Consider the following 20,639-nt stretch of genomic DNA (forward strand, 5'->3'; position numbering starts at 1 on the left):
GATTGGGCGACCTAAACTTGCCTGATTCCCGGCATCTGCGAGGTGTCCCATGGTTCAGATACTGCCTAGCCCGGAAGAGCTGGCCGCGCACGCGGCGGCGGAGCCGGCATTCGCCGAGTGGCTGCGCGGGCGCGGTCCGCTTGAGCATAGCGCGGAGACACAGGCGGCGGTCTTCCGCATGGCTCATCAATTGGTCCAAGCCGGCCTGCAGCCGGACCTGGCCAGCGTCTATCGACTGTTGAGCGGCCTCGACCGGTTGACTTGCGCCGGCCTCTGGCTGGTGGTGCACATGACCTATGCCCGCCATGTCCATCTGGATGGCGCGCCCCTGCAGCCGGCGGACTTCAAGCCGCGACCCGAAGGCCACACTGGCGGCTCGTTGAACATGGTTCCGGCCTATGCCGGCTATCTGGCGCTCAACGCGCTGAGTGGAAAGACACGCGGCTGGCTGATGGGCCAGGGCCACTGCGTCGCCGCCATCGAGGCGTTGAACGTGCTGACCGGCAACCTGCACCCGGAACAGATGCAGCGCTACACCCTCGACGCGTTGGGCCTCGAGCGCCTGGTGCAGGACTTCTATAGCTACGCGCAGAACCCCGACGGCAGCGTAGGCGTGCCGCTGGGCAGCCACGTCAACCCGCACACCGCCGGTGGCATCGCCGAGGGCGGCTATCTGGGCTTCGCCGAGTTGCAGTACGCGCACATGCCGTTGCCCGGCGAGACCCTGGTGACCTTCCTGTCCGATGGCGCCGCCGAAGAACAGCGTGGCAGCGACTGGATTCCCCGGTGGTGGCGCGCGGAGGACTGCGGCACGTTGCTGCCGGTGATGATTGCCAACGGCCGGCGCATCGAGCAGCGCACCCAGCTTGGTACCCATGAGGGGCTGGAGGGTTTCAAACGGCACCTTCGCGGCTGCGCTTTCGATCCGTTGAGCTTCGACGGGCGCGATCCGGCGGCCTTCGCCTGCGCCCTTTGGGAAATGGAGCAGCGCCTGGAGCATAGGGTCAGCGAGAAGAACAGCGGCATCCTGGGTTATCCCCTGCCAATTCCCTACGGCATCGCCGAGACGATCAAGGGCTTCGGCTTCTACGGCGCCGGCACCGCCGCCGCGCACAACCTGCCGTTGCCGGGCTCGCCGCACGAGGATGCCGAGGCGCGCGACCTGTTCAACCGGCATGCCGCGCAGCTCCATGTTCCCGAGATCGAATTGCTCGAGACCTGCGCGCTCTTCGCGGGAAGCCGCCAGGGGCGGCTGTTCGAGCGCGACAACCCGCTGGCGGTGCGCCGGCCGATCGAACCGACGATGCCAGCGCTGCATTACCGCAGCGAAATCTGTTCCCCGATGGCCGCGCTGGAGCGCTTCTTCGTCGATCTCTGTGCCATCAACCCGGATTTGCGGGCACGCGTGGGCAATCCCGACGAGCTGGCCAGCAATCGCCTGGAGGGCGTGCTCGCGGCGCTGAAACATCGGGTCAACCAACCGGAAAACGAGCACGAAGCGCTGGACGGGCGAGTCATCACCGCACTCAACGAGGAGGCGGTCGTTGCTGCCTGCCTGGGTAACCAGGGAGGTCTCAACCTGGTGGCCAGCTATGAGGCATTCTGCGTGAAGATGCTGGGCGCGGTGCGCCAGACGCTGATCTTTGCGCGTTTGCAGAAAGAGGCGGGGCGCCCGGCCGGTTGGCTCGGCTGGCCGCTGGTCGCGACCTCGCACACCTGGGAGAACGGCAAGAACCAGCAGTCGCACCAGGACACCACCTTCTGCGAGGCCCTGCTGGGCGAGATGAGCGACATGGTCCGGGTGCTGTTCCCGGCGGATCACAACAGCATGCTGGCGCTGTTGCCGGCGATCTATCGCAGTCGTGGGCAACTGGCCTGCCTGGTGGTGCCCAAGCGCGCGCGGCCGAACATCTTCGACCAGGCGCAGGCGGAACAGCTGGCTCGCGACGGCGCGATCGTGGTCGAGGAGCACCCCGGCAGCGATCCGCTGCTGCTGATCGCCAACGGCAGCTATCAGTTGGGCGAGATGCGGCGAGCTGCCGAGCGGCTGTCCGAGGCCGGATACGCGTATCGGCTGGTCTATCTGCAGGAGCCGGGTCGTTTTCGTGCGCCGCGGGATAGCTGGGAGCTGGCCGTGGTAGCGGATGACGAGCTGACCGAGCGGCTGTTCCCCGACCACTGCACGCGTCGCGTACTGCTGACCCACATGCGCCCGGAAGTGGCGCGCGGACATCTCTGGCCGATCCTGCCCGATGCGCTGAGAAGTTCGGTTCTGGGTTACCGCAATCGCGGTGGCACCCTGGACGAGGCCGGCATGCTGTTCGCCAATCGGGCTAGTTGGGGAGACGTGCTGGCTGCTTGCGCGCGCTTGCTGGAGATCCCCCGCAGCGCCCTGCTGACGGCAGAGGAGGCGGCCGCGCTGGCCGGCAAGGGCGACCCGCGCGCGCTGCGTTGAAGCGCCGGATCAGCGCTTCAGGGGTTTGACCAGGGCGTCGAGGCCTTCGACCTTGAGCTCCAGCACCATCTGCATCAGACGGCCCAGCTCACCCTTGGGAAAGCTGTCGTTTCGCTGGAACCAGAGGAGGTACTCCTCCGGCAGGTCGACCAGCATGCGTCCCTGGTACTTGCCGAACGGCATCGGCGTACGGGCCATCTTCAGCAGATTGAGTTTTTCCGGCTCCAGCATGGCGCCGGCGTCACTTCTGCAGCTTGATGTGGCAACTGCCGGCGTCGAAGCGCTCGATGGCTACCGGATTGTTGGTGTGGTACTCGGTGAACTCGTAGGTGAGCACCGCGCCTTGGGCCAGCAGCTGGCGATAGCCGGTGTTCTTGCACACGCTGTCGCCCAGCTGGCTGCGCACGCTGCCGGGGTTCGCGCGCATCTTCTCGGCATGGCTGGCGCGCACGCTGAGGTGGTTGATCAGCTGCTTGCCCTGCACGGTGTAGCCCTGGTCGAGGATGTCCTCGTTGATGGCGCGCGGAGTGCCTTCGCTGCTCTCCTTGGCGACCTTCTCCAGGGTTTGGGTCAGTTCGTAGTCCTTCATGGATGCTGCCTGTGCGGCGGGTAGCACGAGGCAGAGGGCGAGGGCGGTGAGGCGTAGCATGGGGTTCTCCTGGCATGGGTGCCGCTTCGACCGCACCGAACATCGAGGGTTCGGCAGCGGAGTGCGCCGGCTATTGTCGCTGAAAACCGCCCGGCTGCCGAGAAAGGTCACAACGCGACGCTCTGCTAGAATCGCCGCCCGCATCCGATCTGCCGTTTCGAGTCGCCATGTTCCCGTTCCCCGTCGCCCTTTTGCAGGGCCGCCCATGAGCCACGCCGTCGCCCGTTTGCGTGCCGAGCGCCTGGCCCGCTGCATCAAGCCTTTCGTCGCGCGGGGTTCGCGCTCGCCGCGTTGCCCTGGCTGCCGCCTGCGGCCGAACTACTGCATGTGTGCCTGGCAGCCGAAGGTGCAGAGCAACGCCGCGATGTGCCTGGTGATGTTCGACACCGAGCCGCTTAAACCGAGCAACACGGGCTGGCTGATCGCCGAGACGGTACCGGACACCTGGGCCTTCGGCTGGTCGCGCACCGAGGTCGATCCGGCGCTGCTGGCGCTGCTCGACGATCCGCAGTGGCAGCCGTACGTGGTGTTTCCCGGTGAATTCGTCGCTGCCGAGCGGGTGGTCGAGAAGGTCGAGCCGCAGGAGGGCAAGCGGCCCTTGTTCATCCTGCTGGACGCGACCTGGAACGAGGCGCGCAAGATGTTCCGCAAGAGCCCGTACCTGGATCGCTTCCCGGTCCTGAGCATCACCCCGGATGCGCTCTCGCGCTATCGCCTGCGCCGCTCCAAGTTCGACGAGCACCTGTGCACGGCCGAAGTGGCGGCGCTCTGCCTGGGGTTGGCGGGCGACCAGCAGGCCGGTGAGGCGCTGGACGCCTACCTCGACGTGTTCAGCGAGCGTTATCTGGGCTCCAAGCGTCAGCAGCCGCTGGACGAGCAGAGCCTGGCGCACCAGGCCCTGCGGCCCTTCACCGCGCTCTGAAAGTCAGGCCGCGCGGGCTTCGGCCTTGCGTGGCCAGAGCTGGGCGACCAGCATGCCGGCGAGCATCAGGCCGCAGCCGAGGTAGCCGCGGGCGTGCAGGCTCTCGCCGAGGAACAGGGCGCCGGCGATGGCGGCGAATACCGCTTCCAGCGAGAGGATGATCGCGGCGTGCGAGGCAATGGCGTGCTTTTGCGCGATCACTTGCAGGGTGAAGCCGGTGCCGACGCCGAACAGGCCGCCATAGAGCAGCGCCGGGCCGGCCTGGACGATGGCGTCCCAGTGGATTTCCTCGAAGATCACCGCTAGCACCAGGCTCACCACCGAGCAGGTGGCGAACTGCAGGAAAGCCAGGCGGATTGGGTCGTAGCGGCTGGCGAACAGGCCCACCAGCAGCACGTGGCCGCCCCAGACGACGGCGCCGGTCAGCTGCAGCCAGTCGCCGGAGGCGACGTGGAAGTCAGGGCCGATGCTCAGCATGGCCATGCCACTCACCGCCAGCGCAGCGCCCAGCCAGGTGCCCGTGCCGGTGCGGTGGCCAAGCAGCAGGCCGAGCAGCGGTACGAAGATCACGTAGAGACCGGTGATGAAACCGGAATTGGTCACGCTGGTGAACAACAGGCCGACCTGCTGCAGGTTGATGCCGATGGTCAGCGCGGTGCCAATGGCCAGGCCCGCCAGCAGCAGGCCGCGGTTGAACGGTTGCGCGCCGCGCTTGCCCGTCCAGACCATCAGCGGCACCAGCACCAGCGCGCCGAGGGCGAAACGCAGGCCGGTGAAGAGGAACGGGCCGATGGCATCCATACCCAAGCGCTGCGCGACGAAGGACACCCCCCAGATCATGGCGGTGAACAGCATCAGGATATCGGCGCGCAGGGCATGGCTCTTCATGGTGTTCTCAACAGGCAGATCAGGCAGAAAAAAGAGCGCAACTCTGCCGCATTGACCGAGCCATTGCAAAGCACGGCGCAATACCTGCGGGAGCGCCGGGAGACGCAATCTCGGCGGGCATCGGCGGGGCGCTTTGGCGTACAATGCGGCGCATCGGGTTCAGACCTTTCCGGCGCTGGCTCGGCCGTTACCCACGGCCGGGATCGAGCGCGGCCAGCAAGGACAATTCATGGCTTCCTACGAGATCCTGATCGCTGACGATCACCCGCTGTTCCGCAGTGCACTGCATCAGGCCCTTACCCTGGGCCTGGGTTCCGATGCGAAGCTGGTGGAGGCAGCCAGCATCGCCGAGCTGGAAGCCCGGCTGAACGAAAAGGCCGACTGGGACCTGGTCCTGCTCGATCTGAACATGCCCGGCGCCTACGGCTTCTCCGGCCTGGTGCTGTTGCGCGGGCAATACCCGCAGATTCCAGTGGTGATGATCTCCGCCCAGGAAGACGCCGCCGTCGTGCAGCGCTCGCGGGAGTTCGGCGCCAGCGGTTTCATTCCCAAGTCCAGCGACATGGCCACCCTGCAGCAGGCGGTGCGCGCGGTGCTCGATGGCGACGTCTGGTGGCCGCCGCAGGCCGATGCGGTGACCGAGCTGAGCGAGGAGGCGCGTGCCGCCAGCGCCGGCCTGGCCAGCCTGACGCCACAGCAGTTCCGCGTCCTGACCATGGTCTGCGAAGGCCTGCTCAACAAGCAGATCGCCTATGAGCTGAGCGTTTCCGAGGCCACGGTGAAGGCCCACGTCACGGCGATCTTCCGCAAGCTCAACGTGCGTACCCGGACCCAGGCGGCGCTGCTGCTGCAACAGATGGAAACGGTTCCCGCCCCCTGATCGCCACTTCATTGATCTTCGCTTCACAACTTCTCGCGGCGCCTGGATTAGAGTGCCGCGCTCTTTGCACAGGAATTCCGCAGTGACTTCGTCCCCCTTCAAGGGCCAGACCGGCCTGAAACGCATCCTCAATGCCGCCGGCTATTCCCTGGCCGGCTTTTCCGCGGCCTTCCGCGGCGAGGCGGCCTTCCGCCAACTGGTGCTGATCAACGTCATCCTCATTCCGCTGTCGTTCTTCTTCCATGTCACCCGTGGCGAGCGCGCGCTGATGATCGCGGTGTGCCTGCTGGCGCTGATCGTCGAACTGCTCAATTCAGCCATCGAGGCGGTGGTCGACCGCGTTTCGCTTGAGCGTCACCCGCTGTCGAAGAACGCCAAGGACATGGGCAGCGCTGCCCAGTTCGTCGCGCTGACCATCATCACCGTGGTCTGGGCCGTCATTCTGCTGGGCTGATTGCCCCGCAGTTTTCCTGGGTTCCCGTCAGGGAATCATCGGCAACACGATCTCGTCGCTGCGGCTGATGCCGGCGGTTTCGCTGCGGCACAGGTCGAGGAACTCGCGCATGCTCGCGGTCTGGTATTTCTGCCGGTGCCAGATGAAGTAGAACTGCCGGCGCAGGTCCAGTTGCGGGGTTTCCACCGGCACCAGGCTGCCGCGGCGGAAGGCGTCGCGCAGGGCCAGGCGCGAGATGCAGCCTATGCCCAGGCCGGATTCCACGGCGCGCTTGATCGCCTCGGTGTGCTCCAGCTCCAGGCGGATGTTCAGCGGCTCCAGGTGGTGGCGCATGGCCTGGTCGAAGGTCAGCCGGGTGCCCGAGCCCTGCTCGCGGAGAATCCAGGCCTCGCTGCTCAATTGCCTCAGGTCCACCGGGCCGGCCTTGGCCAGCGGGTGCTGTGGCGCGCAGAACACCACCAGCTCGTCCTCCATCCACGGCTGCACCTCGATGTCCGGGTGCTGGCAGTCGCCTTCGATCAGGCCCAGGTCCAGCTCGTAGTGGGCGATGCGCTGCACCACGTGCGCGGTGTTGTGCACGTGCAGGCGCACCCGGCAGTCCGGCTGGCGCTGCATGAAGGTGCCGATCAGCAAGGTGGCCAGGTAGTTGCCGATGGTCAGGGTGGCGCCCAGGTCGAGCGAGCCGAAGGCACTCTTGCCGTTGAGCAGGCTCTCGATCTCGCTGCCCCGGTCGAGCAGTGCCACCGCCTGCGGCAGCACCTGGCGGCCGAGGGCGTTGAGGGTCAGGCGCTTGCCGGCGCGGTCGAACAGCTTGCAGTCGAACTGCCGCTCCAGTTCGCCCAGCGCGGTACTGGTCGCCGACTGCGACAGCGACAGCGCTTCGGCCGCGCGCGAGACGCTTTCCTGCTGGGCGACGGCGACGAAGACTTCCATCTGGCGCAAGGTGAATTTCATGCTGGGCGAGGGCTCCAGAGGGGCTGTTCGGCGCGACATTCTGTCGCCCCGAGGTGGGCTTGGCGGGAGAAAGGTGCGCGGCAGGCCGCGAATTCCGGGCCTTATCTGCGTTTTGGATTAGCAATATCCAGATAATTTATTTTGCGGATATTGTCGCCCCCTATAAAATGTCGCGCAATTGCGCTACGTCCGGGATCCGCTGGGGTGCGCCACCAATCTCTAGGAGTCCTCGATGAGCAACCTGTACACCGAGCGCGTTCTCAGCGTGCATCACTGGAACGACACCCTCTTCAGCTTCAAGACCACCCGTAACCCGGGCCTGCGCTTCAAGACCGGTCAGTTCGTGATGATCGGCCTGGAAGTCAACGGTCGTCCGCTGATGCGTGCGTACTCCATCGCCAGCCCGAACTACGAAGAGCACCTGGAGTTCTTCAGCATCAAGGTTCCGGACGGTCCGCTGACCTCGCGTCTGCAGCACCTGAAGGAAGGCGACGAGCTGATGGTCAGCCGCAAGCCCACCGGCACCCTGGTGCTGGACGACCTCAAGCCCGGCCGTCACCTGTACCTGCTGAGCACCGGCACCGGCATGGCGCCGTTCCTCTCCGTGATCCAGGACCCCGAAGTGTACGAGCGCTTCGAGAAGGTCATCCTGGTCCACGGCGTGCGCTGGGTCAGCGAACTGGCCTACGCCGACTTCATCACCAAGGTCCTGCCGGAGCACGAGTACTTCGGCGACATGGTGAAAGAGAAGCTGATCTACTACCCCCTGGTGACCCGCGAAGACTTCCGCAACATGGGCCGCCAGACCGACCTGATGCGCAGCGGCAAGCTGTTCGCCGACATCGGCCTGCCGCCGATGAACCCGCAGGACGACCGCGCCATGATCTGCGGCAGCCCGAGCATGCTGGACGAGACCAGCGAAGTGCTGGACGGCTTCGGCCTGCAGATCTCGCCGCGCATGGGCGAGCCGGGCGACTACCTGATCGAGCGCGCCTTCGTCGAGAAGTAAGCTCCAGCTACATGAAAGAGCCCGCCAATTGGCGGGCTTTTTCGTTGGCGATTCTTTAGGAGCGGCCCATGGCCGCGATTCGCGGATGAATCCGCTTACAGGGCGATCGGCGGACCGTAGGAGCAGATTTATCCGCGATCCGCGGGCTGCACGTCCAGCACGCGGATGACGCCTGGTTCGGGGTAGTGCCAGTGCACATCCAGGTCCCACAGCCGCGCGCCGTAGCGGCGTTCCGGCGTCGGCTGCTGGTAGGCCGGGCGCGGGTCCTGGGCCAGGCATTGCTCGACCAGCTCGACCACCGGCTCTCCCAGGCGTAGCGCCTGCTCGCGGGCCTGGGCCAGCGCTGCATCGCTCCACTGCACCGGGATGGGCGCGGGTGGTGCCTCGGCGATGGCGTTGCGCGCTTCGGAGACGATGTCCGCGTAGGGCACGTACGGCTTCACATCGAGCACCGGGGTGCCGTCGAGCAGGTCGATGCCGGACAGCCAGAGCCGCCCGGGCTCGACCTTCTCCAGTTTCACGACCGACTGGCCGATGCCGTTGGGGCGATGCGTGGCGCGGGTGGCGAACACGCCGAGGGAGCGGTTGCCGCCCAGGCGCGGCGGGCGCACCTTCAGGCGTGGTTTGTCTTCCAGGGCCTGGTGGAAGAGGAAGATCAGCCAGACATGGCTGACCTGCTCCAGGCCCGCCACCGCATCGCCGGTATCGAACGGTGGCAGCAGCTCCAGCACGCCGCGCGCGGCCGGTGCCAGTTGTGGCTGGCGCGGAATGGCGAACTTCTCCTTGAAGCAGGAGCGGATGTGGCCGATGGGCGAGACGGAGTGGGACATGGCGGCACAGGCGTGTAGCAGGGGCCGCCATGTTACCCGATCAGAGGTGGAAACCGCCGTCGATGGGGATGATGTTGCCGGTCATGTAGGCGCCGGCGGTGCTGGCCAGGCTGATCGCCAGGGCGGCCATCTCTTCCTCGCGGCCCCAGCGCTTCATCGGGATGTGCGCGTTGTCTTCGGCCAGCGCCTCGGGGTCGTTGACGATGTGCCGGGTCATCTTGCTCGGGAAGCGCCCGGGCGCGATCACGTTGACGTTGATGTGCTGGCTCACCAGTTCGCGGGCCAGCATGCGCGACAGCTGGTGCAGCGCCGCCTTGCTCGGGCCGTAGGCGTAGGCCTGCTCGCCGAAGGAGGTGAGGCCGGCCACCGAGCCGATATTGATCACCCGCGCCGGGCTTGCCGCCGTACCGGCCTTGCGCAGCAGCGGGAGCAATTGCTGGATGCAGCTGAACACGGCGGTGACATTGAGCTGCATGACCTTCTCCCAGCCTGAGGCCGGGTAGCTCTCCAGCGGCGCGCCCCAGGTGGTGCCGGCGTTGTTGACCAGGATATCCAGGCCTTCCAGGCGCTCCGCCAGTTCGGCGGCGAGGGCGCGCGCGCCTTCCTCGCTGGCCAGGTTGGCCGGCAGGCCGTGGCATTCGCCGTAGGCGGAGAGCTCGGAGGCGGTTTGTTCACAGGCAGCAGCGTCGCGGGCGCAGATGTACACGCGGGCGCCGGCTTCGAGCAGGCCCTGGGCGATCATGCGGCCAATGCCGCGGGTGCCGCCGGTGACCAGCGCGGTGCGGCCGGCCAGGCTGAAGTAGGGATGCATCGGGAGTCTCCTTTGGCTTCGACAGGCGCCCACCCTAAATGGCCGGCGCGGCAGCCGCCGAGCACCATCCAGAGCAGGAATGCCGCGCCATTGCCCGGGCGGGCGGAAAATCACGAGTTCGCTGCAATGAATTCACTTCGCCATGACGCTTGCAGCGCCAGCATTTGCGCCGCCGCACCCATCGGAGGTGCCGGCGTTCGCTGCCGGGAGTCGTTTTGATGAAGTTGTTCCGTACGGAGCGTGTCGCCCTGGCGCTGCTGCTGGGCGTGTCGGCGCTGATCCTGCTTTGCGGCCTGGGCGCGCGCGAGGTCTGGGGGCCGGAGGCGCGCTGGGCCGATATCGCCCTGCAGATGCTGCAATCGCACGACTACTTCGACCCCTACCTCATGGGTGGGGCCTATTACGACAAGCCGCTGCTGTCGTACTGGCTGATCACCGCGCCGGCCAGCCTGTTCGGCCTGAATCACTGGACCCTGCGGCTGAGCTCCGTGCTCGCCGCCTGGGCGAGCATCTGGCTGGTCTATCTGCTCGGCGAGCAGCTGTTCCGCAAAGGCACCGGGCTGATCGCCGGCTGGCTGCTGGCAACCACTTTCTACTTCGCCTTCTGGGCGCGGGTGGCGACCGCCGACCTGGTCACCGTGTGCGGCATCCTCGCTGCGCTGCTGTTGTACTGGCGCAACCCCGAAGACACGCGCTTCAGCCGTTATCTCGGCTTCTGGCTGCTGCTCACCCTGACTTCGCTGTTCAAGGGCCTGATCGGCTTCGTGCTACCGGCCCTGGTGTTGCTGCCGCACCTGCTGGGCGAAGGGCGCTGGCGCAAGCACTGCAACCTGCGTTTCCTGGCCGCGCTGCTGGTTTCCGCGGTCGTGTACTTCATTCCCTTCCTGCTGTCGCACCTGTATGGCCAGCCGACCTATGGCGAAAGCGGCCTGTACCTGGTGTTCCGCGAGAACGTGGTGCGTTTCTTCCACCCCTACGACAACTTCGGGCCCATCTACACGTACCTGATCTACCTGCCGGTCTACACCTTGCCCTGGGCGCCGTTCTGGATGGCCGGACTGTGGCTGGCGCTGCGCACCTGGAAGGGGCTGGAGCCGAACGTGCGCTGGCTGGTCTGGGCACTCGGCCTGCTGTTCCTGTTCTTCACCGCCAGCGGCAGCCGGCGCAGCTACTACGTGTTGCCGCTGGTGCCATTCGCCCAGCTGCTGGCGGCCTGGTGGATCGTCCGGCGTCTTGAGGCGCGGCAGTCTGCCGGCCGCGGTTGGGCGTGGGCCTTCGGTGGGGTGGCGATTCTTCTGCTGCTGGTGCTTGGGGTGATCTACCCCTGGAGCAACGGTGGAGGCGGGGTGATCACCTTCGCCGATCAGGTGCGTAGCCAGGCAACGCGGCAGGCGCCTTGGCCACAATGGCAGGTGGTGATCGTCGATGGCGACAACAAGCTGCCGATGTACCTGCAGGGCACGAGCGAGCCGTTCTTCTATGTACACGACAGCGCCGATTACCCGCGCGAGGGCGACAGCGCCGCGTTTTTCGCCTGGCTGGAGCGCTACAGCGGTCGTCACTGGGACCCGCTGCGCACCGTGGTGATCGGCTATTACCCGAAGCCGGAGAGGATGCCGCTGGCTTACCTTGCGGCCGACCACCAGCGCCTGCTCACCCCGCAGACCAACGGCGCGCGGCTGTTCAAGCAGCACGAGGGCGGCAGTGTCGCCTACATCCCAGCGGATTCGGTCAGCCGCGCAGACGCGCCGTCAGCCCCTTGAGGAAGTTGCGCAGGATCTGGTCGCCGCACGGGCGGTAATTGTCGTGGCCGGGGGCGCGGAACAGTGCGTTGAGTTCGCCCTTGGTCATGATCAGCCCGGCGGCGTCCAGGACCGCCAGCAGGTCGTTGTCGCGCAGCTCGAAGGCGACGCGCAGTTTCTTGAGGATCAGGTTGTTGTTTAGCGGCAGTTCCAGTGGCGGCAGCGGACGGCTTTCGTCGCGGCCACGGCGATGGATGATCAGGCCGTCGAGGAAGCGCGTCAGGATCTCGTCCGGGCACTCGCGGTAGCCGGCCTCGTCGTCGCGGCGCAGCAGGTCGGCGACTTCCGGGGCGGTCAGCGCCTGGCCGGCGAGCTGGGCGATGGCGGCGACTTCGCCATCGCCGATGTCGAGGCTGTAGCGCAGGCTGCGCAGGATGTCGTTGTTCAGCATGGCGGGGAAATTCCTTGGGGCGGAAAGAGAAAGCCCCGCTAGGCGGGGCTTTCGTCGACTCAGGCCAGCTCGGCCCAGAGGTCGTATTCGTCGGCGTCGGTGATGCGCACGCGCACCTTGTCGCCCGGCTTCACGTCGAAGCTGTCGATGTAGACGGCGCCGTCGATTTCCGGGGCGTCGGCGGCGGAACGGCCTACTGCGCCTTCGGCGTCGACTTCATCGATCAGCACTTCGATTTCCTGGCCGATCTTGCGCTGCAGGCGCGCGGCGGAGATCGCCTGCTGGTGCGCCATGAAGCGCTCCCAGCGCTCCTGCTTGACGTCGTCCGGTACCAGCTCCAGGCCCAGGTCGTTGGCCGGGGCGCCTTCGACCGGCGAGTACTGGAAGCAGCCGACGCGGTCGAGCTGGGCTTCGGTCAGCCAGTCTAGCAGGTACTGGAAGTCTTTCTCGGTCTCGCCGGGGAAGCCGACGATGAAGGTCGAGCGGATGGTCAGTTCCGGGCAGATCTCGCGCCACTTCTTGATGCGCGCCAGGGTCTTGTCCTCGAAGGCCGGACGCTTCATGGCCTTGAGCACTTTCGGGCTGGCGTGCTGGAAGGGGATGTCGAGATACGGCAGCAGCTTGCCGGCGGCCATCAGCGGGATGACGTCGTCGACGTTCGGGTACGGGTAGACGTAGTGCAGGCGCACCCACACGCCCATGCTCGACAGCGCTTCGCACAGCTCGAGCATGCGGGTCTTCACCGGCTGGCCTTCCCAGAAGTCCAGCTTGTACTTGAGGTCGACGCCGTAGGCGCTGGTGTCCTGGGAGATCACCAGCAGTTCCTTGACGCCGGCCTTGACCAGGCGCTGGGCTTCGCTGAGCACATCGCCCACCGGGCGGCTGACCAGCTTGCCGCGCATCGACGGGATGATGCAGAAGCTGCAGCTGTGATTGCAGCCTTCGGAAATCTTCAGGTAGGCGTAGTGGCGCGGGGTCAGCTTGATGCCCTGCGGCGGTACGAGGTCGACGAAGGGGTCGTGGTCGGCCTTGGGCGGCACCACTTCATGCACCGCGTTGACCACCTGCTCGTACTGCTGCGGGCCGGTGACGGCGAGCACGCTGGGGTGCACGTCGCGGATGGCGTCTTCGGATACGCCCATGCAGCCGGTGACGATCACCTTGCCGTTCTCGGCGATGGCTTCGCCGATGGCGTCCAGGGATTCGGCCTTGGCGGTGTCGATGAAACCACAGGTGTTGACCACCACCACGTCGGCGTCCTCGTAGGTGGGCACGATCTCGTAGCCCTCCATGCGCAGCTGGGTGAGGATGCGTTCGGAGTCGACCGTTGCTTTGGGGCAACCAAGGGAAACGAAACCGACTTTGGGCGTTGCGGTGGACATCTGTGGCTAACCTCGAAGGGCGCGCTGGCGGCGCCTCTGATCAAAAAGTGCGCAATTCTACCGGCAGCCCGCGTGCTTGACCAGCCTCCCTGAGGCAAGCTGTCGCAGGCGCGCGGCGAATTGCCAGTCGCTGTCAGAGTAATCGCACGTAACAGGCTCTATATTCATTCAAGTCAGGCTTTCGCGACTCTTGCATCGCCGAGTGCGTCGGAGCAGGATGCGCCGAATTTTTCGTAGAGGAATTTCGTTACATGTCCGATGCCAGCGCTGGAACCGCAGAGCACCAGGAGCGTCACTCAAGCTCCGCCGTGGGAATGATGGTGGCTGCCATCGGTGTGGTCTATGGCGATATCGGAACCAGTCCGCTGTACACCCTCAAGGAGGTGTTCGTCGGCGGCTATGGTGTGGAAGTCGGACACGACGCCATTCTCGGCATCCTTTCCCTGATCTTCTGGTCACTGATCTGGGTGGTATCGATCAAGTACGTGCTCGTCGTCCTGCGCGCAGACAACGAAGGCGAAGGCGGGGTGATGGCGCTCACCGCCCTGGCGCGCAAGGCGGCGCACGAATATCCGAGGCTGAGTTCCATCCTGGTCGTGCTGGGCCTGTTCGGTGTCTCCCTCTTCTATGGCGACAGCATGATCACGCCCGCAATCTCGGTACTGTCGGCCATCGAGGGCCTGGAGATCGCGTTCGAGGGCGTGGAGCACTGGGTGGTGCCACTGTCGCTGATCGTGCTGGTGGGGCTGTTCCTCCTGCAGCGGCACGGCACGGCACGCATCGGCATCATCTTCGGCCCGGTGATGGTGATCTGGTTCGTGGTGCTGGGTGTGCTGGGCGCCTATGGCATCTACCAGCACCCGGTCGTGTTGCAGGCGCTCAACCCCTTCTGGGCCGCGAATTTCTTCGTCGTGCATCCGGGCATCGGCGTCGCCATCCTCGGTGCCACCGTGCTGGCGCTGACCGGTGCCGAGGCGCTGTACGCCGACATGGGCCACTTCGGCCGCAAGCCGATCTCCCGGGCCTGGTTCGCTCTGGTCCTTCCGGGGCTGGTGCTGAACTATTTCGGCCAGGGCGCGATGATTCTCTTCAACCCCGAGGCGGCGCGTAACCCCTTCTACCTGCTGGCGCCGTCCTGGGCGCTGCTGCCGATGGTGGCGCTGTCTACGGTGGCCACGGTGATCGCCTCCCAGGCGGTGATTTCCGGTGCTTTCTCGCTGACCCGCCAGGGCATGCAGCTTGGCTTCGTGCCGCGCATGTTCGTGCAGCACACCTCCAGCCAGGAGCAAGGGCAGATCTACATCGCCGGTGTGAACTGGGCGCTGATGGTCGGCGTGGTGCTGCTGGTGCTCGGCTTCGAATCCTCGGCGGCGCTGGCCTCGGCCTACGGTGTGGCAGTGACAGGGACCATGCTGGTCACCACCTTGCTGATGGGCGTGATCTTCTGGTTGCACTGGAAGTGGCCGCTGTGGCTGACCATTCCGTTCTTTGCCGTGATGCTGCTCGTGGACGTGCTGTTCTTCTCGGCGAACCTGCCGAAGGTGTTGCAGGGCGGGGCCTTCCCGGTCGTCGCCGGTGTCGCCTTGTTCGCTCTGATGACCACCTGGAAACGTGGCCGCCAGCTGCTGGTGGACCGCCTGGACGAAGGCGCGCTGCCGCTGCCGCTGTTCATCTCCAGCATCCGCTCGCAGCCGCCGCATCGCGTGCAGGGCACTGCGGTGTTCCTGACCGCCCGCGCCGACGCCGTGCCCCATGCGCTCTTGCACAACCTGCTGCACAACCAGGTGCTGCATGAGCAGGTCGTACTGCTCACCGTGGTCAACGAAGACATTCCGCGCGTGGCCACGGACCGTCGCTTCGAAGTCGACGCCTATGGCGAGGGCTTCTTCCGCGTGGTGCTGCACTACGGCTTCATGGAAGACCCGGACATCCCGGCGGCGCTGAAGTATTGCCACCTCAACGAGCTGGACTTCAGCCCGATGCGCACCACCTACTTCCTAAGCCGCGAAACGGTGATCCCGTCCAAGCGCATCGGCATGGCGCGCTGGCGCGAAGGGCTGTTCGCCTTCCTGCTGAAGAACGCCAACGGCAACCTGCGCTACTTCAACCTGCCGCTGAACCGGGTGATCGAGCTGGGGACCCAGGTGGAAATCTGAGGTTCATCCGCTGCATGAAAAAGGCGCCTTCGGGGCGCCTTTTTCATGGGCGTGTCCCGAGTCCCTTGTAGGAGGGGATTTATCCGCGAAACTCCTCGCGCCGAATTGCCCTTGTAGGAGCGCGCCATGCGCGCGAATCGCGGCCATGGGCCGCTCCTACAGGGGAACGCCTTGCCGTGCGGTTCGCGAGCAAGCTCGCTCCTATGCAAAGCGTAAGCGCGCTTCGCTCTTGGGACTTCCAGCGATACATCCATACATGCCAAAGCGACGCAGAAACACGAAGTCTCTGGATTCCCGCGTTCGCGGGGAAGACGTGGAAGGGCGACGTGGTACGTGACTGTAGGAGCGGACCTTGTCCGCGAAAAGAATCGCGGATGAAACCGTTCCTACAGGAGCGAAGGACCATGAAAAAGCCCCGCCGAGGCGGGGCTTTTTCTATCCCGATCAGGCCTCGCGCGAGCCCGGCAGCATGCGCGCCAGGGTGTTGTCGCGGGCGACGTAATGGTGGAACAGGCCGGCGGCGGCGTGCAGGCCGATCAGCCAGTAGCCGAGGTTGGCCACGGTTTCGTGCCAGCCCTTGATCTGCTTGGCCAGGTCCGGGTTCTGGTCGAGCAGCGGCGGCAGCTCCAGGCCCCAGAACGGGATCGGCTTGCCGGCGGCGCTGAGGGTCGCCCAGCCGGCGAGCGGCAGGCCGATCATGACGAGGTACAGGGCCAGGTGCATCAGCTTGGATGCGGCGTTCTGCCAGGCCGGCGGCGCCGGGGTGATCGGCGGGGTGGGGTGGATCATGCGGCCGAGCAGGCGCAGCCAGACCAGGGCGAAGATGCTCAGACCGAGCATGAAGTGCCATTGGCTGAGCAGCGCGCGCCCGTCGCTGCCCTTGGGGAAGTTTCCTTTCAGTTCGATGCACGCGTAGGTGCCGGCAATCAGCGCCAGCATCAGCCAGTGCATGGCGATCGACAGGCCGCCGTAGCGGCGTGGCGGGGTGGCGGACGTGTTCATCTCGACTCCTTGTGGCTCAGGCGGACCTCGCTCACGGCAGCGGGGCGAGGGCAGCTTGCGCGACCAATCTGAAGACAGTCTGAAGGTGCGCGCTGCATCGCCAGTTTAAGCCCGAACGCCGGTTCAGGACTCGTTGGGCTGCGTCTGCCGCGCGCGAATGGCGTTCACCAGGCGCTTTGCCAGGGCCGGGTAGTTCTCGTCGAAGTGGTGGCCGCCGGGCAGTTCGAGGTTCTCGCCGACCGCCTGGGGCTGGGTGCAGCCGCTCTCGTCCTTCTCGTCGAGGCCGTAGACGCAGAACACCTTGGGTGCCGGCAGATGGGCCATTTCAGGGCCGGTCGCCGCTTCCTTGCCGGCCTTGCCGAGCCAGCCCTGGACTTCGATCTCGAAGCTGCCGCTGCGCGCCATCGCCAGCAGCAGGATGGTGCTGACCTGTTGCTTGTCGGCTTCCGGCAGGCGGTTGTAGATCGCCGGCAGGACGTCGGCGCCGAAGGAGAAGCCGGCCAGGACAAAGTGCTTGGCACCCCACTTCTCGCGGTAGTGCTGCATCATCAGGGCGAGGTCGGCGGCGCTCTGCTCGGGGCTCTTGTGCTCCCAGAAGTAGCGCAGCGCATCGACCCCGACCACCGGGTAGCCGAGCTCGGCCATCTGCCCGGCGACGTCACGGTCCAGGTCGCGCCAGCCGCCGTCGCCTGAATAGAACAGGGTGACGGTTTCCGACGGCTTGGCGGCCGGTACTTCGACCACCGGGAAGTTGTCGCCGCCGCCCTGGATCAGGCGCTTGAGCTGGTCGTCGAGCACCTTCTGCAGGTTGTCGTAGTAGTCGGCGATGACGGTTTCGGCATTCTGCTGGGTGCGGGTGAAGCGCGCGCTATCGTCATCCGGGTTGTCGTTCCAGGCGGCGACCCAATGGCCGTGGGCGGCGCTTTGCGGCAGCGGCGTGGCGGCGCAGTCCGGTTTGCCGAGGGAGAAGGCGACCGACAGGGCCTTGGCCTTGTCGTCGTTCTGCCCGGCGAGCCAGCGCCAGGCGTAGGCGCCGCCGGGGCCGACGCCAGCGACCAGGGTCGGTTGGCCGTCGAGCAGGTTGGTCGCGGCCTGGGCGCGATGCTGCTGCGCGGCGCAATCCTTCTCCGGGAAGATGAACTGGGCGACCTTGGCCCCGTTGTCGTGGGCCAGGGCGAGCAATTGCGCGTCGCTCAGCTGCTGGTCCTGCGGGACGGCGACCAGCACCCGTGCGGTCGGGCGCTTGCCTGGGCTTGCGAGGGTCACCGGGCTGCCGTCGGGCAGCTTGCTGTGCTCCAGTTTCGCCTGGGACAGCGGGTGCAACCACAGCCAGGCAGCTGCGGTGGTTACGGCAATGATCAACAGCAGGACGATGGCCAGCAGGCGCCAACGACGTTTCGACATATCAGCGTTTCACCAATCCAGTCAGGCCGCCGGCAATCAGTGTGGCGGTATCGGCCAGGGCCACCAGCGGGTCCAGCCCCGCGGGCACGGCCAGGTAACGGGGTTCCCAGTCGGGCTGGAACTTGTCCTTGAAGCGGCGCAGCCCCTGGAAGTTGTAGAACTGCTCGCCACGGTGGAACACCAGGGCGCCCAGGCGTTGGGTCAGCGGCGCGCCACGGCGCGGCTGCAGGCCGGAGAGCGGCACCATGCCGAGGCTGAAGCGTGCGTAGCCGCGCTCCTTGTAGTGCAGGATCAGGCCGAGCATGAGGAATTCCATGGTCATCTTCGGTGCGTCGGGCACCACGCGCATCAGGTCCAGGCTGGCCAGTTCGTGGCTGGCGGTTTCCAGCAGGTTGGCAAAGGCCACAGCACGGCCCTGATGGCGAACCACGGCGACACGGAAGTAGTGCAGGTATTCGGGCGTGAAGCGACCGAGGGAGAAGCCCTTCTCACGGGTCGCCTTGCCGCCCAGCCAGGCGTCGGATATCGCCCGTAGCTCGTCGAGCGGCGCCTGCCCTGCATCATGGAACTCCACCGAGAGACCGTCGCGCTGGCCGCGGTTCCAGGTGTAGCGCAGGTCCTTCATGTCCTTGCCCTTGCTCTCCAGGTCGAAGCGGCGCAGGTCCACGCGCGCCTCTTCGCCGAGCTTGAGGGCGGTCAGGCCGATGTCCATGTAGAACGGCAGGTTCTCCGCGCGCACCTGGTAGAACACCGGGCGCGCGTGGTGCAGGTCGCAGAGGTCGCGGAACTGCCAGATCAGCTCTGCGCGCGCCTGGGTCGGGCCGATCGGGTCGTACAGCGCGACCAGGCTGCGGCCGCGGCGGGCGTACATGAGGAAGGCGTCTTGCGTCGGGTGGAACAGCAGGGCCTTGTCGCCGGACAGTGCGAGGCCGCCGTCGGGCTGCTCGGACTGGGCGAGGATGGCGGCGGCGCGGTCGAGTTCTTCGCGGGTCGGCTCGTGAATTTCCGGTGGAGAAGTGCGCAGCAGCCAGGTCAGCGCCACGGCGGCGAGCAGCAGGCAGCTGCCCAGGGCGGCGCGCAGGCCGCGCGGGGCGTCGGCATCGAGCGCGAACTGCCACCACAGCTCCTGGCTGTAAGGCACGTCCTGGTAGGCGAAGAGGAACAGCCAGATCGAGGTCGCCACCACGCAGGCGGCTGCGGCCAGGTAGAGCGGCGAGAAGGGCACTTCCATCAGCCGGCTGCGGCGATAGAAGGAGCGGCGGAAGATCGCCAGCAGCAGCGCGGTCACGCCGAGGATGCTGGCTTCCTCCCAGTCCACGCCCTTGAGCAGCGAGAACACGGCGCCGCTGATCAGCAGGATCAGGGTCAGCACCCAGGCGGCGGAAAGGCGCCGGCGCAGGCCCTGCGCCAGCAGCAGGCAGAGTACGCCGATGAGGCTGGCGGCGAAGTGCGAGGCGTCGACCAGGCGGTGTGGGACGAGGAAGTCCAGTTCGTCCAGGCGGGTATCGATGGAAGGCGTGGCGCCGGAAAACAGCAGCACGATGCCCGAGATGAACACCAGCACCGCCAGCACCGGTGCGGCCAGGCCGGAAGCGGCGCGCATCGCTTGGCGCGCCAGGAGCATGCGCCGTGCCTCGACGGACAGCAGCACCAGGCAGGCCACCAGCAGCGGAAGGACCACGTAGATCAGCCGATAGAGCAGCAGGGCAGCAGCCAGCGGCGCGGCGCCCAGCTGGCCAGCGAAGGCCGCCAGGAGGATCGCCTCGAACACGCCGACGCCGCCAGGCACGTGGCTGAGCACGCCGGCGGCGAGGGCGATCATGTAGATCAGCAGGAAGGTGCCGAAGGGCGGCGCTTCGGGCAGCAGCAGATAGAGCACGGTGCCGGCGGCGGCCACGTCCAGCGCGGTGATCACCAGCTGGATCAGGCCCAGGCGCAGGCCCGGCAGGCGCACCGAGCGCTGGCCGATGCGGATCAGTTGGCTGTCCGGCGAGGGGCGCTCAGGCAGGCGGCGGCGTTCGATGCCGATCACCAGCAGCACGCAGAAGACCAGGATGGCGACCGCTACCGAGCCCACCAGCCAGGTCGGCAGGTTGAATGCCTGGGCCGTATCGGACAGGTCGCTGAGCGCGGCCATGGCGGCGAGCACCGGGAGCGCGCAACCCAGCGAGAGGCTGGCGAACAGGGTCATGCGCGCCACTTCCATGGCGTTCAGCCCGGCGCGGGCATAGAGCCGGTAGCGCACCGAGCCGCCGGAGAGCATCGACAGACCTACGGCGTTGCCGATGGCGAAGGCGCTGAAGCCGCCGGTCAGCAGCGTAGGCAACGGCAGTTTCACGCCGGCGAAGCGGCTGGCCGACCACTCGTAGCCGAGCAGGCAGATGAAGCCGGCGACGGTCGCGCCCAGGGCACCCAGCAGGGAATCGGTGGGGACGTCGAGGATGGCGTCGTGCAGGGAATAGGGGTCGATGTCGCGCAGCAGGTGGTAGCAGGCGATCAGCGCCAGGGAGAACAGCAGCAGCGTGACGGCGATGCCGATCTGCTGGCGATGGGCATTGATTCGATCCAGCAGGCGCGGCCCGGTCTCGACGGGGCTGGCTGCTTCTTCGGGCGTATCAGGCGCGGAAGGGTTGGCGCGCATCGTGCACCT

At 66.4% G+C, this 20,639-nt stretch carries 18 protein-coding genes; 7 read left to right on the top strand and 11 right to left on the bottom strand.

From position 1 onward, the window contains the following. Positions 1-49 precede the first annotated feature (49 nt). A complete protein-coding gene (locus tag PKB_RS06530; RefSeq protein WP_043250057.1) occupies positions 50-2,455 on the top strand; it encodes a phosphoketolase family protein in 2,406 nt (801 codons plus the stop codon). Positions 2,456-2,464: 9 nt separating this feature from the next. On the opposite strand, the gene PKB_RS06535 is transcribed toward PKB_RS06530, so the two are convergent. Together PKB_RS06535 and PKB_RS06540 are read right to left on the bottom strand one after the other, a co-directional pair. Beyond that, positions 2,465-2,686 carry a DUF3820 family protein gene (locus tag PKB_RS06535; protein WP_043250058.1) on the bottom strand — a complete coding sequence of 74 codons (222 nt, stop codon included), beginning with the start codon at positions 2,684-2,686 and terminating at the stop codon, positions 2,465-2,467. 10 nt (positions 2,687-2,696) lie between these two features. Then, entirely contained in the window at positions 2,697-3,104 is a 408-nt protein-coding gene (locus PKB_RS06540) for a quorum-sensing-regulated virulence factor family protein (protein ID WP_043250060.1), read from the bottom strand. Between the two features lie 205 nt (positions 3,105-3,309). Between PKB_RS06540 and PKB_RS06545 the strand changes: the two genes are divergently transcribed. Next, positions 3,310-4,026, top strand: a complete 717-nt coding sequence (locus PKB_RS06545) for a tRNA-uridine aminocarboxypropyltransferase (protein WP_043250062.1) — start codon at positions 3,310-3,312, stop codon at positions 4,024-4,026. Positions 4,027-4,029: 3 nt separating this feature from the next. On the opposite strand, the gene PKB_RS06550 is transcribed toward PKB_RS06545, so the two are convergent. Then, complete coding sequence (locus PKB_RS06550; protein WP_043250063.1) at positions 4,030-4,914, bottom strand: DMT family transporter; 885 nt, start codon at positions 4,912-4,914, stop codon at positions 4,030-4,032. A gap of 229 nt (positions 4,915-5,143) precedes the next feature. Here PKB_RS06550 and erdR point away from each other — a divergent pair, with 229 nt between their 5' ends. Both erdR and PKB_RS06560 read left to right on the top strand, forming a co-directional pair. Continuing rightward, complete coding sequence (gene erdR / locus PKB_RS06555; RefSeq protein ID WP_043250065.1) at positions 5,144-5,794, top strand: response regulator transcription factor ErdR; 651 nt, start codon at positions 5,144-5,146, stop codon at positions 5,792-5,794. An 82-nt stretch (positions 5,795-5,876) separates the two neighbouring features. Continuing rightward, positions 5,877-6,248 carry a diacylglycerol kinase gene (locus PKB_RS06560; RefSeq protein ID WP_043250067.1) on the top strand — a complete coding sequence of 124 codons (372 nt, stop codon included), beginning with the start codon at positions 5,877-5,879 and terminating at the stop codon, positions 6,246-6,248. 27 nt (positions 6,249-6,275) lie between these two features. On the opposite strand, the gene PKB_RS06565 is transcribed toward PKB_RS06560, so the two are convergent. After that, positions 6,276-7,202, bottom strand: a complete 927-nt coding sequence (locus PKB_RS06565; RefSeq protein WP_043250069.1) for a LysR family transcriptional regulator — start codon at positions 7,200-7,202, stop codon at positions 6,276-6,278. Between the two features lie 232 nt (positions 7,203-7,434). Between PKB_RS06565 and fpr the strand changes: the two genes are divergently transcribed. Beyond that, entirely contained in the window at positions 7,435-8,211 is a 777-nt protein-coding gene (gene fpr / locus PKB_RS06570; RefSeq protein WP_043250071.1) for a ferredoxin-NADP reductase, read from the top strand. 128 nt (positions 8,212-8,339) lie between these two features. On the opposite strand, the gene tsaA is transcribed toward fpr, so the two are convergent. Continuing rightward, positions 8,340-9,041 (bottom strand): tRNA (N6-threonylcarbamoyladenosine(37)-N6)-methyltransferase TrmO, encoded by a 702-nt coding sequence (tsaA, locus tag PKB_RS06575; RefSeq protein ID WP_043250073.1) that lies wholly within the window; start codon positions 9,039-9,041, stop codon positions 8,340-8,342. Between the two features lie 40 nt (positions 9,042-9,081). Then, positions 9,082-9,852 carry an SDR family oxidoreductase gene (locus PKB_RS06580; RefSeq protein ID WP_043250075.1) on the bottom strand — a complete coding sequence of 257 codons (771 nt, stop codon included), beginning with the start codon at positions 9,850-9,852 and terminating at the stop codon, positions 9,082-9,084. Positions 9,853-10,070: 218 nt separating this feature from the next. On the opposite strand from PKB_RS06580, the gene PKB_RS06585 reads away from it, so the two are divergent. Next, positions 10,071-11,615: an ArnT family glycosyltransferase gene (locus PKB_RS06585; protein ID WP_052355202.1), complete on the top strand. Its 1,545-nt coding sequence runs from the start codon at positions 10,071-10,073 to the stop codon at positions 11,613-11,615. Here PKB_RS06585 and PKB_RS06590 read toward each other — a convergent pair. Both PKB_RS06590 and rimO read right to left on the bottom strand, forming a co-directional pair. Further along, complete coding sequence (locus PKB_RS06590; protein ID WP_043250076.1) at positions 11,584-12,045, bottom strand: YehS family protein; 462 nt, start codon at positions 12,043-12,045, stop codon at positions 11,584-11,586. The genes PKB_RS06585 and PKB_RS06590 overlap by 32 nt on opposite strands. A 59-nt stretch (positions 12,046-12,104) precedes the next feature. Then, positions 12,105-13,427 (bottom strand): 30S ribosomal protein S12 methylthiotransferase RimO, encoded by a 1,323-nt coding sequence (gene rimO, locus PKB_RS06595; RefSeq protein WP_043250077.1) that lies wholly within the window; start codon positions 13,425-13,427, stop codon positions 12,105-12,107. A 251-nt stretch (positions 13,428-13,678) separates the two neighbouring features. Here rimO and PKB_RS06600 point away from each other — a divergent pair, with 251 nt between their 5' ends. Continuing rightward, positions 13,679-15,583: a potassium transporter Kup gene (locus tag PKB_RS06600; RefSeq protein ID WP_043250078.1), complete on the top strand. Its 1,905-nt coding sequence runs from the start codon at positions 13,679-13,681 to the stop codon at positions 15,581-15,583. Between the two features lie 444 nt (positions 15,584-16,027). Here the strand turns inward: PKB_RS06600 and PKB_RS06605 are convergent, their stop codons facing one another. The 3 genes from PKB_RS06605 to mprF all read right to left on the bottom strand — a co-directional run bounded on the left by PKB_RS06605 (position 16,028) and on the right by mprF (position 20,630). Beyond that, positions 16,028-16,585 (bottom strand): cytochrome b, encoded by a 558-nt coding sequence (locus PKB_RS06605; RefSeq protein ID WP_043250080.1) that lies wholly within the window; start codon positions 16,583-16,585, stop codon positions 16,028-16,030. A gap of 123 nt (positions 16,586-16,708) precedes the next feature. Then, positions 16,709-17,989, bottom strand: coding sequence for a virulence factor family protein (locus tag PKB_RS06610; RefSeq protein WP_043250082.1), 1,281 nt, complete (start codon positions 17,987-17,989; stop codon positions 16,709-16,711). Between the two features lies 1 nt (position 17,990). Further along, positions 17,991-20,630 (bottom strand): bifunctional lysylphosphatidylglycerol flippase/synthetase MprF, encoded by a 2,640-nt coding sequence (mprF, locus tag PKB_RS06615; RefSeq protein ID WP_043250085.1) that lies wholly within the window; start codon positions 20,628-20,630, stop codon positions 17,991-17,993. Positions 20,631-20,639: the final 9 nt, after the last annotated feature.

Source organism: Pseudomonas knackmussii B13, assembly GCF_000689415.1.
GTDB classification, from domain to species: Bacteria; Pseudomonadota; Gammaproteobacteria; order Pseudomonadales; family Pseudomonadaceae; genus Pseudomonas; species Pseudomonas knackmussii.

What these genes read in the sequence shown, in the direction of transcription:
- PKB_RS06530 (WP_043250057.1), top strand. Translation starts at nt 50, where the DNA reads ATGGTTCAGATACTGCCTAGCCCGGAAGAGCTGGCCGCGCACGCGGCG.
- PKB_RS06535 (WP_043250058.1), bottom strand. Translation starts at nt 2,686, where the DNA reads ATGCTGGAGCCGGAAAAACTCAATCTGCTGAAGATGGCCCGTACGCCG.
- PKB_RS06540 (WP_043250060.1), bottom strand. Translation starts at nt 3,104, where the DNA reads ATGCTACGCCTCACCGCCCTCGCCCTCTGCCTCGTGCTACCCGCCGCA.
- PKB_RS06545 (WP_043250062.1), top strand. Translation starts at nt 3,310, where the DNA reads ATGAGCCACGCCGTCGCCCGTTTGCGTGCCGAGCGCCTGGCCCGCTGC.
- PKB_RS06550 (WP_043250063.1), bottom strand. Translation starts at nt 4,914, where the DNA reads ATGAAGAGCCATGCCCTGCGCGCCGATATCCTGATGCTGTTCACCGCC.
- erdR (WP_043250065.1), top strand. Translation starts at nt 5,144, where the DNA reads ATGGCTTCCTACGAGATCCTGATCGCTGACGATCACCCGCTGTTCCGC.
- PKB_RS06565 (WP_043250069.1), bottom strand. Translation starts at nt 7,202, where the DNA reads ATGAAATTCACCTTGCGCCAGATGGAAGTCTTCGTCGCCGTCGCCCAG.
- fpr (WP_043250071.1), top strand. Translation starts at nt 7,435, where the DNA reads ATGAGCAACCTGTACACCGAGCGCGTTCTCAGCGTGCATCACTGGAAC.
- tsaA (WP_043250073.1), bottom strand. Translation starts at nt 9,041, where the DNA reads ATGTCCCACTCCGTCTCGCCCATCGGCCACATCCGCTCCTGCTTCAAG.
- PKB_RS06580 (WP_043250075.1), bottom strand. Translation starts at nt 9,852, where the DNA reads ATGCATCCCTACTTCAGCCTGGCCGGCCGCACCGCGCTGGTCACCGGC.
- PKB_RS06585 (WP_052355202.1), top strand. Translation starts at nt 10,071, where the DNA reads ATGAAGTTGTTCCGTACGGAGCGTGTCGCCCTGGCGCTGCTGCTGGGC.
- PKB_RS06590 (WP_043250076.1), bottom strand. Translation starts at nt 12,045, where the DNA reads ATGCTGAACAACGACATCCTGCGCAGCCTGCGCTACAGCCTCGACATC.
- rimO (WP_043250077.1), bottom strand. Translation starts at nt 13,427, where the DNA reads ATGTCCACCGCAACGCCCAAAGTCGGTTTCGTTTCCCTTGGTTGCCCC.
- PKB_RS06600 (WP_043250078.1), top strand. Translation starts at nt 13,679, where the DNA reads ATGTCCGATGCCAGCGCTGGAACCGCAGAGCACCAGGAGCGTCACTCA.
- PKB_RS06605 (WP_043250080.1), bottom strand. Translation starts at nt 16,585, where the DNA reads ATGAACACGTCCGCCACCCCGCCACGCCGCTACGGCGGCCTGTCGATC.
- PKB_RS06610 (WP_043250082.1), bottom strand. Translation starts at nt 17,989, where the DNA reads ATGTCGAAACGTCGTTGGCGCCTGCTGGCCATCGTCCTGCTGTTGATC.
- mprF (WP_043250085.1), bottom strand. Translation starts at nt 20,630, where the DNA reads ATGCGCGCCAACCCTTCCGCGCCTGATACGCCCGAAGAAGCAGCCAGC.